The 16,172-nt window shown below is 73.1% G+C and carries 20 protein-coding genes; 13 read left to right on the top strand and 7 right to left on the bottom strand.

The window, feature by feature from the left end:
• The coding region (locus E1284_RS43275; protein WP_165965464.1) for an alpha/beta fold hydrolase at window positions 1–200 on the top strand (200 nt) is incomplete at its 5' end.
• Here the strand turns inward: E1284_RS43275 and E1284_RS28675 are convergent.
• The 3 genes from E1284_RS28675 to E1284_RS28665 are packed head-to-tail and all read right to left on the bottom strand — an operon-like array spanning window position 163 to window position 2,607.
• Window positions 163–978, bottom strand: coding sequence for a MerR family transcriptional regulator (locus tag E1284_RS28675; protein WP_131943274.1), 816 nt, complete (start codon window positions 976–978; stop codon window positions 163–165). The genes E1284_RS43275 and E1284_RS28675 overlap by 38 nt on opposite strands.
• 40 nt (window positions 979–1,018) lie before the next feature.
• Window positions 1,019–1,780: an ABC transporter permease gene (locus E1284_RS28670; protein WP_131943273.1), complete on the bottom strand. Its 762-nt coding sequence runs from the start codon at window positions 1,778–1,780 to the stop codon at window positions 1,019–1,021.
• Between the two features lie 8 nt (window positions 1,781–1,788).
• Window positions 1,789–2,607, bottom strand: coding sequence for an ABC transporter ATP-binding protein (locus E1284_RS28665; protein WP_207923997.1), 819 nt, complete (start codon window positions 2,605–2,607; stop codon window positions 1,789–1,791).
• A 92-nt stretch (window positions 2,608–2,699) separates the two neighbouring features.
• On the opposite strand from E1284_RS28665, the gene E1284_RS28660 reads away from it, so the two are divergent.
• From E1284_RS28660 to E1284_RS28650, 3 genes are all read left to right on the top strand, one after another.
• Window positions 2,700–3,410 (top strand): helix-turn-helix transcriptional regulator, encoded by a 711-nt coding sequence (locus E1284_RS28660; RefSeq protein ID WP_131943271.1) that lies wholly within the window; start codon window positions 2,700–2,702, stop codon window positions 3,408–3,410.
• A 129-nt stretch (window positions 3,411–3,539) separates the two neighbouring features.
• Window positions 3,540–3,905, top strand: coding sequence for a VOC family protein (locus E1284_RS28655; protein ID WP_131943270.1), 366 nt, complete (start codon window positions 3,540–3,542; stop codon window positions 3,903–3,905).
• 126 nt (window positions 3,906–4,031) lie between these two features.
• Complete coding sequence (locus E1284_RS28650; RefSeq protein WP_165965463.1) at window positions 4,032–4,406, top strand: VOC family protein; 375 nt, start codon at window positions 4,032–4,034, stop codon at window positions 4,404–4,406.
• Window positions 4,407–4,488: 82 nt separating this feature from the next.
• Here E1284_RS28650 and aceE read toward each other — a convergent pair whose 3' ends face one another.
• The gene (aceE, locus tag E1284_RS28645; protein ID WP_131943268.1) at window positions 4,489–7,269 is read right to left on the bottom strand and encodes a pyruvate dehydrogenase (acetyl-transferring), homodimeric type; all 2,781 of its coding nucleotides are present in this window, start codon (window positions 7,267–7,269) and stop codon (window positions 4,489–4,491) included.
• Window positions 7,270–7,487: 218 nt separating this feature from the next.
• Between aceE and E1284_RS28640 the strand changes: the two genes are divergently transcribed.
• The 6 genes from E1284_RS28640 (at window position 7,488) to E1284_RS28615 (ending at window position 10,894) form a co-directional block, all read left to right on the top strand.
• On the top strand, window positions 7,488–7,688 hold the full coding sequence (locus tag E1284_RS28640; protein ID WP_131943267.1) for a DUF1918 domain-containing protein: 201 nt from the start codon (window positions 7,488–7,490) through the stop codon (window positions 7,686–7,688).
• 56 nt (window positions 7,689–7,744) lie between these two features.
• Window positions 7,745–8,152, top strand: a complete 408-nt coding sequence (locus E1284_RS28635) for a secondary thiamine-phosphate synthase enzyme YjbQ (RefSeq protein WP_131943266.1) — start codon at window positions 7,745–7,747, stop codon at window positions 8,150–8,152.
• Between the two features lie 227 nt (window positions 8,153–8,379).
• Window positions 8,380–8,808 carry a DUF3052 domain-containing protein gene (locus tag E1284_RS28630; protein WP_131943265.1) on the top strand — a complete coding sequence of 143 codons (429 nt, stop codon included), beginning with the start codon at window positions 8,380–8,382 and terminating at the stop codon, window positions 8,806–8,808.
• A gap of 18 nt (window positions 8,809–8,826) precedes the next feature.
• Complete coding sequence (locus E1284_RS28625) at window positions 8,827–9,291, top strand: peroxiredoxin (RefSeq protein ID WP_131943264.1); 465 nt, start codon at window positions 8,827–8,829, stop codon at window positions 9,289–9,291.
• A gap of 70 nt (window positions 9,292–9,361) precedes the next feature.
• Window positions 9,362–9,727: a hypothetical protein gene (locus E1284_RS28620; RefSeq protein WP_131943263.1), complete on the top strand. Its 366-nt coding sequence runs from the start codon at window positions 9,362–9,364 to the stop codon at window positions 9,725–9,727.
• A 108-nt stretch (window positions 9,728–9,835) separates the two neighbouring features.
• Complete coding sequence (locus E1284_RS28615) at window positions 9,836–10,894, top strand: potassium channel family protein (RefSeq protein WP_131943262.1); 1,059 nt, start codon at window positions 9,836–9,838, stop codon at window positions 10,892–10,894.
• Window positions 10,895–11,077: 183 nt separating this feature from the next.
• On the opposite strand, the gene E1284_RS28610 is transcribed toward E1284_RS28615, so the two are convergent.
• Window positions 11,078–12,043 (bottom strand): phosphoribulokinase, encoded by a 966-nt coding sequence (locus E1284_RS28610; protein WP_131943275.1) that lies wholly within the window; start codon window positions 12,041–12,043, stop codon window positions 11,078–11,080.
• Window positions 12,044–12,224: 181 nt separating this feature from the next.
• Here E1284_RS28610 and E1284_RS28605 point away from each other — a divergent pair, with 181 nt between their 5' ends.
• Window positions 12,225–12,881, top strand: a complete 657-nt coding sequence (locus E1284_RS28605; protein ID WP_131943261.1) for a response regulator — start codon at window positions 12,225–12,227, stop codon at window positions 12,879–12,881.
• Window positions 12,878–14,056, top strand: a complete 1,179-nt coding sequence (locus E1284_RS28600) for a GAF domain-containing sensor histidine kinase (protein WP_131943260.1) — start codon at window positions 12,878–12,880, stop codon at window positions 14,054–14,056. Before E1284_RS28605 ends, E1284_RS28600 begins: the two co-directional genes overlap by 4 nt.
• Here E1284_RS28600 and E1284_RS28595 read toward each other — a convergent pair.
• Window positions 14,016–15,206, bottom strand: coding sequence for a saccharopine dehydrogenase family protein (locus tag E1284_RS28595; protein ID WP_131943259.1), 1,191 nt, complete (start codon window positions 15,204–15,206; stop codon window positions 14,016–14,018). The genes E1284_RS28600 and E1284_RS28595 overlap by 41 nt on opposite strands.
• A 123-nt stretch (window positions 15,207–15,329) precedes the next feature.
• Between E1284_RS28595 and E1284_RS28590 the strand changes: the two genes are divergently transcribed.
• Window positions 15,330–15,563, top strand: coding sequence for a hypothetical protein (locus E1284_RS28590; protein WP_131943258.1), 234 nt, complete (start codon window positions 15,330–15,332; stop codon window positions 15,561–15,563).
• On the opposite strand, the gene E1284_RS28585 is transcribed toward E1284_RS28590, so the two are convergent.
• On the bottom strand, window positions 15,520–16,172 hold a 653-nt coding region (locus E1284_RS28585; RefSeq protein WP_131943257.1), incomplete at its 5' end, for a LysR substrate-binding domain-containing protein. The genes E1284_RS28590 and E1284_RS28585 overlap by 44 nt on opposite strands.

The following is a 16,172-nucleotide window of genomic DNA, read 5'->3' as shown; positions in this document are numbered from 1 at the left end:
CCATCGGCCCGCCCGCCCTCTACATCGCCGGCGACCGCGACATCGTCGCCGTCGGCGCGCGCACCGTGATCGACTCGATGACCGACTTCGTGCCGAACCTCCGCGACACCGTCTGGCTGCCCGGATGCGGCCACTGGACGCAGCAGGAGCGCCCCGCCGAGGTCAACGAGGCGATGCTCGCCTTCCTCCGCGCCCTCTGACCCGTCCGCCCTCCGGCAGCCGCTCCGTGCGGACCCAGCCGTTCCAGCCGCGTTCGCGCATCAGCTCCACCATGCGCAGCGCGCGCGGGTCCGACTCGACCGCGAGCGCCTCCAGCAGGTCGAACGGCAGGTCCTCGTCCGCCATCTCGCCGAAGTCGACCTCGCCGGCGGCGTGGGCCTGCTCGGCCAGGTCGGCCATGATGTCGGCGGCCTCCTCCAGCAGCGGCTCGTCGGCCGCGCCGCCGTCGACGAGCTCCGACAGGACCCGGTAGAGGCGGACCACCCGCGGGTCGCCGAGCTGTGCGAACTTCCCCGGCATGAGCTCGCGGACGCGATCGGGCCAGCGGGCCGCGACGAGGATCCACCCGTCCCGCTCGCCCTCCACCATCCGCTCCGACACCCCGAGTTCCCGCAGCCGGTCGAGGTAGGAGACGACCTCCGGCGGGAGCACCAGGCCGTCCCCCGCGGCGAGCCGCGCGATGTTCTCGCGGCCGGCCTCCAGCCGCGCGATCTCCGCGCGCAACCGGGCGTCGATCCGCCGGACCGCCTCGGCGAAGGCCGCGGGGTCGGCCCCCAGCAGGTCGTCGATCCGGGAGAGCGGCACGCCGGCGTCGGCGAGGGTGCGGATCTTGATGAGGGACACCACCGCCGTCGCGCCGTACCTGCGGTACCCCGAGGCGTCCCGCTCCGGTTCCGGCAGCAGCCCGATCTGGTGGTAGTGCCGCACCGCACGCACCGTCACGCCGGCGTACGCCGCCAGTTGACCGATCGTCAGCATGTTCCGATCCTGCCCCGACCGGGCCCGGGCCGGCACCGGTTCAGGACGTCCGGCGGCGGTGGCAGACGCCGGCGAGGACGTAGGCGGCGGCGAGGATGCCGGCGCACCAGGCGAGCGCGGTCCACAGGCCGGTCCCGACCGGCTGCTGGGTGAGCAGGGCGCGGAGCGCGTCGACGATGGAGGTCACCGGCTGGTGCTGCGCGAAGGCGCGCACGGGGCCGGGCATGGTGTCGGTCGGCACGAAGGCCGAGCTGACGAACGGCAGGAAGACGAGCGGGTAGGAGAACGCGCTCGCGCCGTCCGCGCTCTTCGCGGTGAGGCCGGGGATGACGGCGACCCAGGTCAGCGCGAGGGTGAACAGGGCGAGGATGCCGGCGATCGCGAGCCAGGCCGGCACGCCCGCGCCCGAGCGGAAGCCCGCGAGGAGGGCCACGCCGATGACCGCGGCGATCGAGATGGCGTTGGCGGCCAGCGAGGTCAGCACGTGCGCCCAGAGGACGCCCGATCGGGCGATCGGCATCGACTGGAACCGCTCGAAGATCCCGCTCTGCATGTCGGTGAAGAGCCGGAGCGCGGTGTAGGAGATGCCCGACGCGATCGTGATGAGCAGGATGCCGGGAAGCATGTAGTCCACGTACGAGACCGGCCCGGTGTCGATCGCGCCGCCGAACACGTAGACGAACATCAGCATGATGGCGATCGGTGTGATCGCGGTCGTGATGACGGTGTCGAGACTGCGGGTGACATGGCGCATCGTCCGTCCCGTGAGGACGGCGGTGTCGCCCAGGAAGTGCGCGTCCATGGCCGTTCCTACTCCTTGCCCGTGAGGGTCTCGCGGTCCTGGCGGTCCTCGCCGACGACCGCCAGGAAGATGTCTTCGAGAGAGGGCTGCTTCTCGACGTACTCGACCTTGGCGGGCGGCAGCAGCCGCCGGAGTCCGGCCAGGGTGTCGTCGACGAGGATCCGGCCCCGGTGGAGGATCGCGATCCGGTCGGCGAGGTGCTCGGCCTCGTCCAGGTACTGGGTGGTGAGCAGCACGGTCGTGCCGCCCTCGGCGAGCTCCTCGACCGACTGCCACACCTCGATCCGCGCCTCCGGGTCCAGCCCGGTCGTCGGCTCGTCCAGGAAGACGACGGGCGGGTTCCCGATGAGGCTCATCGCGATGTCCAGGCGGCGGCGCATGCCGCCGGAGTACGCCGCCACCCGCCGGCCGCCCGCCTCGGTCAGCGAGAAGCGCCTCAGCAGGCCGTCGGCGATCGCGCCCGGGTCCTTGAGATGCCTCAGCCTCGCGACCAGCACGAGGTTCTCGCGCCCGGTGAGGATCTCGTCGACCGCCGCGAACTGCCCGGTGAGACTGATGGACGCGCGCACGTCGGCGGCCTGCGTCGCGACGTCGAAGCCGTTGACGCGGGCCGTCCCCGCGTCGGCCTTGAGCAGCGTGGACAGGATCCGCACCAGCGTGGTCTTGCCCGCCCCGTTCGAGCCGAGCAGGGCGAGGACCTCGCCCCGTCCGACGTCGAGGTCTACGCCGCTCAGCACGCGCAGCTCCCTGTAGGACTTCTCAAGGCCCCGCACGTGGATCGCGGGCCTTTGGACCTGGTCGGTACCGGTGGCCGGGGGGATGCTCATGGCGGCCAGCATGGAGGGCTGACGCTGCGTCAGGGTCAAGCCGGCGGGGCGTCCGGCGCGGAAATGTCGGAGGGGCCGCGTACGGTCGGCGCGTGAACCGCACCGACCGTCTGTACGCCCTGGTGGAGGAACTGCGCGCGTGCGCGCCGCGCCGCCTCGCCGCGCGCGAGCTGGCCGCGCGGTACGAGGTGAGCGTCCGCACGATCGAGCGCGACATCAGCGCGCTCCAGCAGGCCGGCGTGCCGATCTTCGCGGACGTCGGCCGGGGCGGCGGCTACACCCTCGACAAGAGCCGCACGCTGCCGCCGCTGAACTTCACCCCGGCCGAGGCCGTCGCCGTGGCGATCACGCTGTCCCGCGCGGGCGGCTCGCCGTACTCCCGCTCGGCCCGCACCGCCCTGCACAAGATCGTCGCCGCGATGTCGGCCGACGACGGCGCCTCGGCCCGCGCGCTGGCCGCCCGCATCCGCTTCCTGGCCCCCGCCGGGGACGGCGACCCGGCCGCCTCCGTGCCGGCCGTGCTGGAGGAGGCCGTCCTGGCCCGCCGGGTGGTCCGCCTCACCTACGTCGACCGGACGGGCACCGAGACCGAGCGCGACGTCGAGCCCGTCACGTTCACTGCGTCCGGCAAGGGCTGGTACCTGACCGCCTGGTGCCGGATGCGGGGCGGCTGCCGCGTGTTCCGCACCGACCGCGTCCGCCGCGCCGCCCTCCTGGAGGAGACCGCCCCCGACCGCTCCACCGAGGCCATGCACGACGACATTCCCGCCGACTACGTCGTCCGCCCGCTGGAATTCGTCTAGGTCTCCGCGCCCTTCGCCCTGGTGGGAAGCGTCCGCACGCCGGGGCGGATTCTTCTGGGAAATGCCGACACAGGGATGTCGCGTCCTCCGCGCAGCATCGGTGCCACGACACCGAAAAGGGAGGACATCATGAGCATCCCCGCCTACAACACGGTCGCCTGGTTCCAGATCGGCGCCGACGCGCCGGAGGAGGCGCGCCGCTTCTACGGCGACATGTTCGGCTGGCGCTTCGCGGGCGACCCCGGCGACGAGGGCTACGAGCTGATCACCTACCCGGACGCGGCGGCCCCGAGCGGCGGACTGGCCGGCCGGGGCGGCCCGCACGCCGTGTTCTTCGTCCTGGTCGAGGACGTGGACGCGGCCTGCGCCGAGGCCGAGCGCCACGGCGGCGAGATCGCCGTCCCCCCGAAGACCGCCGCGAGCGGTCTGCGCTTCGCCCACCTGCAGGACCCGTCGGGAAACCGCTTCGGCGTCTTCAAGACGCCGTCCGCCTGACGGCCCGTCCGCACCGCCTTCGCCCCCAGCCGGCGAGGGCGGTGACAAAACGTTCGGAAACCCCGACAGGGGGCTGTCGGCATGCTCCCGGACGCTGGTGCCCGCAGCGTTCGAAGGAGGAGATCGATGAGCGTTCCCGCGTTCAACACCGTCACGTGGTTCCAGGTCGGCACGGACGCGCCGGAGGAGGCGCGCCGCTTCTACGGCGACATGTTCGGCTGGCAGTTCGCGCTCGACCCGGACGCCGACGGCTACGACCTCGTCAGCTACCCGGGCGCCGGCGCGCCGAGCGGCGGCGTCTCGCACGAGCCGGACGCCTCCCGCAACCACGCGATGTTCCTCGTCCTGGTCGAGGACGTCGAGGCCGCCTGCGAGCAGACGGTGAAGTGCGGCGGCAAGGTCGCCATGCCGGCTCTGAGCACGGCCGGCGGCCTCACGTTCGCCTACCTCCAGGACCCGTCCGGCAACACCTTCGGGGTGTTCACGCCCCCGGCGTCCTGAACGCGAAGGGCCCCGAGGCGAACCTCGGGGCCCTTCCGGTCATCGCGGCCTACACCTCCGCGATCACCGCGTCACTCCGGCGTCAGGCGTCTCCGCCCGTATTGCTCTCCGCGCTGCCGACGCCGCCCGCGAACACGTCGCTGACGGCCGCGTCCAGGCGGTAGCGCTCGATCGCCAGCGGCAGCGTCTCCGGCTTCACCTCGCCGTGCCGGGCCAGCCGGGTGAGCACCGCGAGGACGATCGACGCGGCGTCCACGTGGAAGAACCGGCGGGCGGCGGCGCGGGTGTCGGAGAAGCCGAACCCGTCGGTGCCGAGGGCGGTGAAGTCGGCGTGCACCCACGGGGCGATCTGGTCGGGCACGGCCCGCGTGTAGTCCGACACCGCGACGATCGGCCCGGCGACGTTGTCGAGCGTCCGGGTGACGTACGGGACGCGCTGCTCGCCCTCGGGGTTCAGCAGGTTCCACTCGTCGCAGGCGCGGGCCTCGCGGGCCAGCTCGTTCCACGAGGTCGCCGACCAGACGTCCGCGGCGACGCCCCAGTCCTCGGCGAGGAGGCGCTGCGCCTCCAGCGCCCACCGGCCGCCGACGCCCGACGCGAGGATGTTCGCGCGCGGCGCCTCCCCGTTGCCGGACTCGGCCGCCTTGTACCGGTACAGGCCCTTGAGGAGGCCGTCGACGTCGAGGTCCTCCGGCTCGGCGGGCTGCTGGTAGGGCTCGTTGTAGACGGTGAGGTAGTAGAACACGTCCTCGCCGTTCGGGTGCTCCTCGGACGTCCCGTACATGCGGCGCAGCGCGTCCCGCACGATGTGGCCCAGCTCGAACGCCCACGTCGGGTCGTAGTGGACGCAGGCGGGGTTCGACGCCGCGAGCAGCGGGGAGTGGCCGTCGGCGTGCTGCAGGCCCTCACCGGTGAGCGTGGTGCGGCCCGCGGTGGCGCCGAGCAGGAACCCGCGGCCCATCTGGTCGCCGAGCGCCCACATCTGGTCGCCGGTCCGCTGGAACCCGAACATCGAGTAGAAGATGTACACCGGGATCATGTGCTCGCCGTGCGTGGCGTACGCGGTGCCCGCGGCGATGGCGGACGCCATCGAGCCGGCCTCGCTGATGCCCTCGTGGAGCATCTGGCCGCTTTCGGACTCCTTGTACGACAGCAGCAGCTTGCGGTCGACCGCGTCGTAGGTCTGCCCGTGCGGCGAGTAGATCTTGGACGTGGGGAACAGCGAGTCCATGCCGAACGTGCGGTACTCGTCCGGGGCGATCGGGACGAACCGGGCGCCGATGTTCTCGTCCTTGATCAGGTCCTTGAGCAGCCGGACGAACGCCATGGTGGTGGCGACGTTCTGCTTGCCCGAGCCCTTCTTCATCTCGCTGTAGACCGGGTCGCCGGGCAGCTTCAGCGGCTTGGCCCGCACGACCCGCTTCGGCAGGAACCCGCCGAGGGCGGCGCGGCGCTCGCGCATGTACTGGATCTCGTCGGAGTCCTCGCCCGGGTGGTAGTACGGCGGCAGCGGCTCCTCCAGCGCCGAGTCGGGGATGTCCAGGTAGAGCCGGTCCCGGAACTCCTTCAGCTCGGCCTTGGTGAGCTTCTTCATCTGGTGGGTGGCGTTGCGGGCCTCGAAGTCGGAGCCGAGCGTCCAGCCCTTGATGGTGTGCGCGAGGATCACGGTCGGCTGGCCGACGTGCTCGCGGGCCGCCTTGAACGCCGCGTACACCTTGCGGTAGTCGTGCCCGCCGCGCGACAGCTTGCGCAGCTCGTCGTCCGACAGGTGCTGGACGATCTTGCGCAGCCGCGGGTCGGCGCCGAAGAACGTCTCCCGGATGTACTCGCCGGACTCGACGCTGAACGTCTGGAACTGGCCGTCCGGGGTGGTGTTCATCTGGTTGACCAGGACGCCGTCGACGTCCTGGGCGAGCAGCGGGTCCCAGTCGCGGCCCCAGATGACCTTGATGACGTTCCAGCCGGCGCCGCGGAAGAACGACTCCAGCTCCTGGATGATCTTGCCGTTGCCGCGCACCGGGCCGTCGAGCTGCTGCAGGTTGCAGTTGACGACGAAGGTGAGGTTGTCGAGCTCCTCGCGGGCGGCGAGGCCGATCGCGCCGAGCGACTCCGGCTCGCCCATCTCGCCGTCGCCGAGGAACGCCCACACGTGCGAGCGGGACGTGTCCTTGATCTTGCGGTTGTACAGGTAGCGGTTGAACCGCGCCTGGTACACCGAGTCGATCGCGGTCAGGCCCATGGACACCGTGGGGAACTCCCAGAAGTCCGGCATGAGCCGCGGGTGCGGATAGGACGACAGGCCGCCGCCCGGGTGCGAGTGCTCCTGCCGGAACCCGTCCAGCCTGCTCTCCGGCAGGCGCCCCTCCAGGAAGGCGCGGGCGTAGATCCCGGGCGCCGCGTGCCCCTGGAAGAACACCTGGTCGCCGGACTCGCCGTGGTCCTTGCCGCGGAAGAAGTGGTTGAAGCCCACCTCGTACAGCGACGCGGCGGACGCGTAGGTGGCGATGTGCCCGCCGACGCCCAGTTCGGGCCGGTTCGCGCGGGACACCATGATCGCGGCGTTCCAGCGGATGTAGGCGCGGATGCGCCGTTCCACGTGCTCGTCGCCGGGGAACCACGGTTCGTGCTCCGGCGGGATGGTGTTGATGAAATCGGTGCTGCGCAGGCCGGGCACGCCGACCTGCAGTTCTCGCGCCCGCTCCAGGAGTCGGAGCATGACGTACCGCGCCCTGCCGCGGCCCTCGGTCTTGATGACCGTGTCCAGCGACTCCAGCCACTCCCGGGTCTCGTCCGGGTTGATGTCGGGCAGCTGGCTCGGCAGGCCGTCGCTGATGATCGAGAAGCGTTGACGTCCGGAAGCCACGGGGTCCCCTCTGTCCTTGCCGTCTTTGCTGGTGGGAGCCGTGGCCGCCGCGCGGGAGGCCACCGGTCCCCGGCAGACTGTTCGGTCGCTCGTCTGGTGATCCCATCGTCGCCGTTCACGGCGCCTAACGCATCTCTACCAACCGGTAACCATGCGCCGCGCCGAACCGGGGTATCCACCCTGGTGAGAGCCGATAACCCGACAGATCGGAGGGAGCCATGAACGGGCGGATCGGAGACCGGTTGCACGTCCACGGCAACGTCGTGGGGCAGCCCGACCGGGACGGCGAGATCATCGAGGTGCACGGCGAGGACGGCGGACCGCCCTACCTGGTGCGGTTCGACGACGGCCACGAGGCCCTGGTCTCCCCGGGGCCGGACGCCGTGATCGAGCCCGCCGGGCGGGCGGCGCGCCGGTAGCCGCGTCCAGGGGCGCGGATCGGGTAAACACCGCGGCATCGGGTAAACACGGTGCCATGGAGAGCACCGTGGTCCGGGTGGCCACCGGTACGAGCGAGGCCGTGCACGACATCACGGCCGAATGCGAGCGGTTCGCCGCGTCGGCGGGCGGCGACGGGTTGCTGCACGTCTTCGTCCCGCACGCCACCGCCGGCGTGGCGATCCTCGAACTCGGGTCCGGCAGCGACGACGACCTGCTCGCCGCGCTGCGCGACCTGCTGCCGGCGGACGACCGCTGGCGGCACGCGCACGGGTCCCGGGGGCACGGGCGGTCGCACGTGATGCCCGCCCTCGTCCCGCCGTACGCCGCCCTGCCCGTCGTGGACGGGCGGCTCGCCCTCGGGACGTGGCAGTCGGTCGCCCTCGTCGACCTCAACGTGGACAACCCCGACCGGCAGGTGCGGCTGTCCTTCCTCCGCGGATGAGAGCGGTCACCGGGTGGCCGGGGTGACGCTGCGTGGAGGCCCGGTCACGCTGATCTGCGCAAGTGGTCCAATGAGGGCGGCAAAAAGGCCGGAAGACACTTGCGCTAGGGGCCCTCACTTGTGTGGACTGTCCCGCAAACACCGCACAGGTGCGGGCGGGCCACCCGTCCCGGGGGGCTCGAACAGAGCACGGCACCGTGCGGACTGACGACAATGGGAGGACTTTCGTGAGCGCGACCGCGGGTCAGGCGCAGTCTGAGCGCAGCCTGGCCGAACGGCTCGGCCTCAAGGCGGGCCAGGTGGTGCAGGAGATCGGCTACGACGACGACGTCGACGAGGAGCTTCGGCACTCCGTCGAGGAACTCACGGGGAACGAGCTGGTCGACGAGGACTACGAGGACGTGGTCGACATCGTGCTGCTGTGGTGGCGCGAGGAGGACGGCGACCTGTTCGAGGGCCTCACCGACGCGATGATCCCGCTCACCGGCGGCGGCAACATCTGGCTGCTGACGCCGAAGGCGGGCCGGGACGGGCACGTGGAGCCGAGCGACATCGGCGAGGCCGCGCAGACGGCCGGGCTCTCGCAGACCAGCAGCGTCAGCGCCGCCAAGGAGTGGTCAGGCACGCGGCTGGTCGCGCCCAAGGTCCGCAAGTAGCCGGGGGACGGTAAAGACTTGGCCGTCGAGGTGGGCGACGAGGCGCCGGACTTCGAGCTGAAGGACCAGCACGGCACTCCGGTGCGCCTGTCGGACTTCCGCGGAGAGCGGAAGGTCGTCCTCGTGTTCTACCCGCTGGCCTTCAGCGGCGTGTGCACGGGGGAGCTGTCCCGGCTGCGGGACGAGTTCCGGGACGTGGCCGGGGACGCGGGCGACGTGCAGGTGCTCGCGGTCTCCGTCGACTCGATGTTCGCGCTGCGGGCCTGGTCCGATCAGGAGAAGTTCTGGTTCCCGCTGCTGGCCGACTTCTGGCCGCACGGCGGGACGGCGCGGCGCTACGGCGTCTTCGACGAGGCGAAGGGGCTCGCGCTGCGCGGCACGTTCGTCATCGACACCGAGGGCGTGGTCCGGTGGAAGGTCGTGAACGCGATCCCGGACGCACGCGACATCGACGAGTACCGCGAGGCGCTCGCCGGGCTCTGAGCGAAACGGACCGGTTCCGGCGCGCCCGCGAGGGATGGCCGGAACCGGCCCCCGCACCTCTGGAGGTGTGATGCCCTGCTTCCGCTGCGGGGCGCGGCAGACCGATCCCGCGCGCGGCGCGAGCCCGTGGAGGCGCGGGGTCCGGGCGGACCACCAGGTGCTGATCTGTCCCGGCTGCCAGGCCGCCCGCGACTGCGTGGACGACCTGGACCGCTGCTCGGCCTGCGGATCGGCCGCCCTGGTGTGCCGGCTCGGCGAGGTCGAGTGCCGCGACTGCGGGCACACCCGCGCCGCCGTCCGGGAGGAGCCCGGTCCCGTCGACCTGGTGCACTCCGGTGCCGAGCGGCCGTCGGCGGACCGTCCGTCCGACGGCGGCCTGTCGGAGGAGGTCGCGGCGGCCCTGTCGCGCGTGCTGAGGCGCGGCCCCGCCCGCTGAGCGGCGGCGTCCGTGGCCGTGTCCGGCCAGGGGGCGTCGCCCAGCGTGATCGCGCGTCCGGGATTTCCCGGCTTGACGTGGTGATTTGTCCGCTGCCACGCTGCGCGAATGCCGATCGTGCTGTTGCGCCTGGTGAACCGGATCACCGGGCGGTCCTGGCGGATGCCCGCGCTCGTGCTCGCCGCGGCCTTCCTGGCGGGGTGGCTGCTGATCGCCGTGTTCGAGGAGCCCGGCGCCGAGCTCAAGAACCCGGTCGACTACGTCTGGTACTTCATCGTCAGCGGCACCACCACCGGCTACGGGGACCTGTCCCCGACCACGCTCGGCGGCCGGATCGGCGGCGTGATCATCATCGTGGCGGGGCTCACCGCGGGCCTGGTGATGTTCGCCGAGCTGACGCTGTGGATGGGGAAGGGCAGGACGATGAAGGCCAACGGCCGGGCGCAGTTGCACAAGCGGGGCCACGTCGTGGTCGTCGGCTACGAGCGCGAGGCGCTGCGGGCCATCATCGGCCAGTTGCGCGCCGACCCCGACTTCCGGAAGACGCCCGTCGTCGCGCTGTTCTGGCCGGAGGAGCTGTCCGGCGAGAACCCCGACCCCGACCTCTACGACGTGGTCGCCAACGACGACACCGCCTACGAGCGGGCGTGCCTGGAGCGCGCCCGGACGGTCCTCGTCGTGGGGCGCTCCGACGACGAGACGGTCCGCGTGATGCTCGGCGTGTCCGCCTACCTGCGGCGCGGCGGGGAGCCGCAGGTCCACCTCCTGGCGGGGCTGCGCGACGGCGGCCGCCGCGCCGAGATCACCGAGGCGCTGAACCTGGTCAGCGCCGACATCGAGCCGGTCGACATCGACGACCCGGCGGTGGTGGCGGTCGCGATCCGCAATCCGGGCGTCGCCGCGATCTACCACAACCTCGCGAGCACGCTCGACACCGACGGCACCCTCTACCGGGTGGACGTCCCCGCCGGCGCCGGCGAATGGTCCCGCATCGACCTGGCCATCTACCTGCTCCGGCGGGGCAGCACGCTGCTCGCGGTCGGCGACTCGCACCGCCCGAACGCCCATTTCCGGCTCACCTCCGCCCCGGACGAGAGGGTCCGCGGCGGCCAGTCGCTGGCGGTGGTGGCCCCGGACCGTCCGACGATCCCGTGGGAAGAGCTCTGAGCAGTTGCCGGGAGGGCGCCGGCGCGCCCGCTGGACGCCCTCCCGGCGGCCGCCTGCGCGCGGCCCGGGGCACAGGTCCGAAGCCCCGGGGCCTCCCCGCACGCACGCGGAGCCTCCGTTCACCTGCGGCGTGTTGTTGTTATGAGGCCGCCGATAACAACAACACGCCGCAGGTGAACGTGTTCATGCGGCCTGGCGGTGGTCGGCGTCGAGCATGTGGTAGAGGAGGAGGAGCTGGGTGATGGCCAGGGGGTCGCTGGTGCCGGTGTCGCCCAGCCTGCCGAGGGCGTCGGGGTCGGGGAGCGACGCGCCGGCGCGCGGGCCGAGCCGCTCCCAGATGGCCTTCTTGACGACCTGCGACTCCTCGGGCGAGACGTACCCGTGGACGTGCAGGGCGTCGACGGGCCGGCCGTCGGTGTCGCGGTGCAGCCGCAGGTGCAGGGCGGTCTCGGTCTGGTTCGCCGAGAGGTCGCCGGCGCCGCCGTCCAGGACGTCCGCCAGCTCGGGGTGGTCGATGGTCGGACGCAGCAGCAGCTCGGCCGACAGCGGCGTCCCGGGCGGGTCGAGCCGCCCGGCCACCGGGGCGAACCGGACGACGATGTCGGCGTGCTTGCGCTGCGGCCGGATGTAGGCGGCGCTCTCCGGTTCGCGGCGGGCCAGTTCCGCCATGACCTGCTCGGGGGTGTAGCCGCGCTTCTCGCAGTCGCGGCGGACCTTCCAGGAGTGCCGCAGCGGCTCGGGCGGGTCGAGGTAGACGGTGATGTCGAAGCAGGCCCGCGCCATCCGGGTGTGCAGCGGCAGCAGGCCCTCGACGATCACGAAGTCGCGGGGCTCGACCAGTTCCGGCCGGACCAGCTCGCCGGTCGAGTGGTCGTAGACGGGCTTGAGGATCGGCTCGCCCATCGACAGCAGCTGCAGGTGCTGCTCCATGATGTCGACGTAGTTGCCGTCGGGGTGCAGCGCCGTGAACGGCTTGCCGGCCCGTTCGGCGCGGTCGTGGCGGTGGTAGTCGTCCACGCAGACCGCGGTCATCCGGTCGGCCCCAAGGCACTGCGCAAGCCCCCGTGTCAGCGTGGTCTTGCCCGCGGCGCTGTCGCCCGCGATCGCGAGCATGACGGGGCGGCGGCCCGCGCCGCGCGCGCGGAGCATATGCACGATCCGATGGGGCACCTTGCTCCTCCGTCCTGCGGAATTCTGTTTTCGTGGAGGAGAATACGGGGAGGCGCGGGCGGGATCGTCCCCCAATCGGGGGAGAGCGGGAGTGAAATGCCGGAGGGTCCCTCCGCACCGGGGCTACTGAGGAGTAGCTTCCGGTTGTTATCGTGCCGGAATGAGTGTCCCCGTACGCGTCGTCCTGGTCGACGACCACGAGATGATCCTCGCCGGGCTGCAGGCGATGCTGGCCGGTTTCGCCGGGCGGGTGCGCGTCGTCGGGCAGGCGGGGACGGGGGACGAGGCGGCCCGGCTGGTGACGGCGCTGCGCCCGGACGTCGTCCTGCTGGACGTGCGGCTCGGCCCCGAGAGCGGCCTCGACCTGTGCCGGCTGATCACCGGGCGCGTCCCGGAGGCGCGGGTGGTGTTCCTGTCGGTCTACGACGACGAGCAGTACGTCTTCGAGGCGCTGCGCGCCGGGGCCGGCGGCTACCTCCTCAAGCGGGTGGACGGCCCCGAGCTCGTCCGGCGGCTGGAGGAGGTCGCGCGGGGCGAGACGGTCGTCGACCCGACGCTCGCCGGGCGGATGGCGGTCACCGCGGCCCGGCTGACCCGCGGCGAGTTCTGGCCGGGCGCCAACCGGGGCCTCACCCAGCGCGAGAGCGAGGTGCTGTCGCTGCTGGTCGGCGGCCTGTCGAACAAGGCGATCGCGGCGCGCCTGGTGCTGAGCGAGGAGACCGTGAAGAGCCACCTGCGCGCCCTCTACCGCAAGCTGGAGGTGACCGACCGGTCGGCGGCGATCGCGGTCGCGCTGCGCGAGGGGCTGTTCCGGTGACGTCCCCGCTGGAGCTGCTCGCGGACCGCGGGAGCGACCTGCTCGTCCGGATCGCGGCCGTCGCCTGCTCCGACCGGGAGCTGCCGCGGATGGCGCAGGAGCTGGCCTGCCTGGTCGTCCGGTCCGCGCGGGCGCTGACGTTCTGCGACGTGTACGTCCTGGACGAGGAGGAGCGGGCCCTCGAATGGTCGGGCCCGCCCGTCCCGCTGGGGGAGGGCGACGCCGGCTGGGTCGCCGCGCACGGCCGGACCCGCCCGCACGCCGACGGGCGCGGCGCCGCCGTCCCCGTGCACGGCGACGGCGGCGTGATCGCGGTCGTGGACGTCCGGTCCGCCGGCCCGGCGCCGCCCGAGGACCTCGCGCTGGTCACCGCGCTCGCCGGGCTGTTCGCGCCGGTGCTGTCGTCCTGCCGCCGGCTGCGCACCGCGCGGGAGCGCGAGCACGCGGCCGAGCGGTTCGCCGAGCGGGCCGTCGAGGCGCAGGAGGCGGAGCGGTCCCGGCTGAGCCGGGAGATCCACGACGGCATCGCGCAGCGGCTCGCCAGCCTCGGCTTCCACCTGTCGGCCGCCGAGCGGGCGCTGCCCGAGCACCATCCGGAGGCGCTCGCGCAGATCATGATGGCGCGGCGGCTGTGCGAGCTGTCGGCGGCCGAGACGCGCGCGGCGATCGGGGGCCTGCGTCCGCCCGTCCTGGACGACCTGGGCCTGTCGGCGGCCCTCGCCACCCTCGCGCGCGAGGCCGGGGACGGGCCGGGGCCGTCCGGCGTGATCGACGTGACCGTCACCATCGAAGGCGAACTGGAGGACGAGCTCCCCGACCACGTGCAGACCGCGCTGTACCGGATCGCGCAGGAGGCGGTCGGCAACAGCCTGCGGCACGCGTCCGCGTCGTGCGTCGACCTGCTGCTGGAGCACTCCCCGGACCGGGTCAGGCTGCGGGTCGCCGACGACGGGACCGGGTTCTCGGTCCGCGACGTCCTCGCGCAGGGCGGCACCGGGGCGCGCCCCGACTGCTACGGGCTGCGCGGCATGCGGGAGCGCGCCGAACTGCTCGGCGGGCGGGTCGCGGTGAAGAGCAGGCCGGGCGCCGGGACGATCGTCGAGGCCGTCGTCCCGGTCCCCGGGCGGCGCCGGGTCACGCCGGGTCGAGCACCCGGAACGTCATCCCCGCCCTGACCAGGCGTGCGATCAGCGCGTCGCCCATCGCCGCCGCGGTCGTGACCTGCCCGGACGTCTCGGGCAGGTCGTCGTGGGCGAGGCACAGCGCCGACTCGGCGAGCATCTTGGCCGTCTCGGTGTAGCCGGGATCGCCGCCCGCGACCTCCGTGACGACGCGCTTCCCGCCGCCCTCGCCCGCGAACTTCACGCTGAACCAGTTGCGGTCGCGCCGCGCCTGCGACGGGCCGTCGCCGGGGCTGCTGATCCGCAGCAGGAGCCGCCGGGTCGGCGGCAGCGCGGCGAGCGCGGTCAGGGCGCCGAAGCCGGTCGCCAGCGCGGCGGCGGACGGGAGCCGCTTGACCGCGACGAAGTGGCCGTAGGAGAAGTCGGGGCCGTAGCGGTCGAGGGCCGCCGCCGACCGGGTGACGATCTGCGGGTCGATGGTGGGCAGCGGCAGCGTCCAGCCGTCCCCGACGCGGGCCTTCGGCGCCGGGGCCCGCGAGATGCGGACCTTCCGGCCCGCCGGGCGGTCCTCCATCCGGCGGCGCTCGCGCTCGGCGCAGATCATGCCGGCGGCGTCGCCGAAGATGCCGACCGCCGAGTGCAGGGTGCCGCCGGACGCGGCCCCGCGCACCCGCACGAACCCCTCGACGTGCAGCGGGACGCCCTCGGGCAGCTGCTTGACCGTGAAGTAGGCGCCGAGGTCGTGGGGGATCGAGTCGAACCCGCAGGCGTGGACGATCCGGGCCCCGCTGCGCACGGCCTCCCGGTGGTACTTCACGTACATGCGGTCGACGAACGTGGGCTCGCCGGTGATGTCGACGTAGTCGGTGCCGGCGCGTGCGCACGCCGCGACCAGGGGCTCGCCGTACTTGACGTAGGGGCCGACCGTGGTGATGACGACGCGCGCCGACTCGGCGATGGCGTCGATCGAGGCGGCGTCGGTGGTGTCGGCGTGCAGCAGCGGCAGTCCGGCGCACGCGGGGTCGATCTTCACCAGCCGGTCGCGGACGGCCGCGAGCTTGGCCTCGTTGCGCCCGGCGAGCGCCCAGCGCGTTCCCGGGTCGGCGTGCTCCGCCAGGTACTCGGCGGTCAGGGCGCCCGTGAAGCCGGTGGCGCCGAAAAGGACGATGTCGTACGGGCGGTCGGCTGGCCGGTCGGCGGTCATGATGCCCCTCTCACGGTTCCGAACCTGATTCTGTCGCGTTCGCGGCCCGGTATGCGCGGCGGATCGCCGATGTGAGGGACCGCACTCCTCTAGGGTTGCTCCGGTGACGGGAATGGTGGCGTGGTGACCGTGCTGGCCGTGGCGATGGACGTCGTCGCCGCCGGCTTCCTCGCGCTCTTCGCGGTGCTGCTGACGCGCGGCCGGAGCGGCGCGCGGGCCGATGAGGGCGGACGGGCCGACGAGGGCGGGCGCGGCGACGAGGGCGGGCGCGGCGACGAGGGCGGGCGCTCCGTCGCCATGGTGCTGATCGCGGTCAGCCTGGGCCTGCTGTCGGTGTCGCTGTGGAGCCTGCCCTAGCGGGCTCCCATCCCGGCGCGTCCAGCAGGTGCCGGACGAACAGCAGCGTCGTCGCGGTGGGCGCCGCCCCCGCGACCGCGTGCCAGGGGCGGTCGAGCGGCATCCCCGGCGCGTCGACCACCACCAGGCGCCCGGCGTCCAGCTCGGCGCCGACGGCGTCCCGCGACACCAGGGCCACCCCGAGCCCGGCCGCCGCGCCCGCGATGACCGCGCCGTTCGAGCCGAGCACGAGCCGGGGCGGCGCCGCCTCGCGTTCGGCCAGGTAGGCGTCGGCGGTCGCCCTCGTCCCCGAGCCCGGCTCGCGCATCACCCAGGGCGTGCGGGCGAGGGCGAAACCGGCGGCGAGGCCGGGCGCGCCCACCACGACCAGCTCGTTCGGGCGCCTGGCCAGCACGGTCGCCGCGACCTCGGCGGGCGGGCGCCCGGCCAGCACCAGGTCGGCCTCGTGCGCGCCGAGGCTGCTCCACACCTGGCGGCGCGGCCCCACCTCCAGCGCCAGCTCCACGTCCGGCCAGCGCGCCCGGAACGAGGCGAGCAGCTCGGGCAGGATCTGGTCGGCGGCCGTCGTCACCGCCGCCAGGCGCAGCGGCCCCCGTCCCGGGTCGGCCG

It is taken from the genome of Actinomadura bangladeshensis, assembly GCF_004348335.1.
Classification (GTDB): Bacteria; Actinomycetota; Actinomycetes; order Streptosporangiales; family Streptosporangiaceae; genus Spirillospora; species Spirillospora bangladeshensis.
Note: the sequence above shows the minus strand (reverse complement) of the source record. Positions and strands in the feature narration are given on the sequence as shown.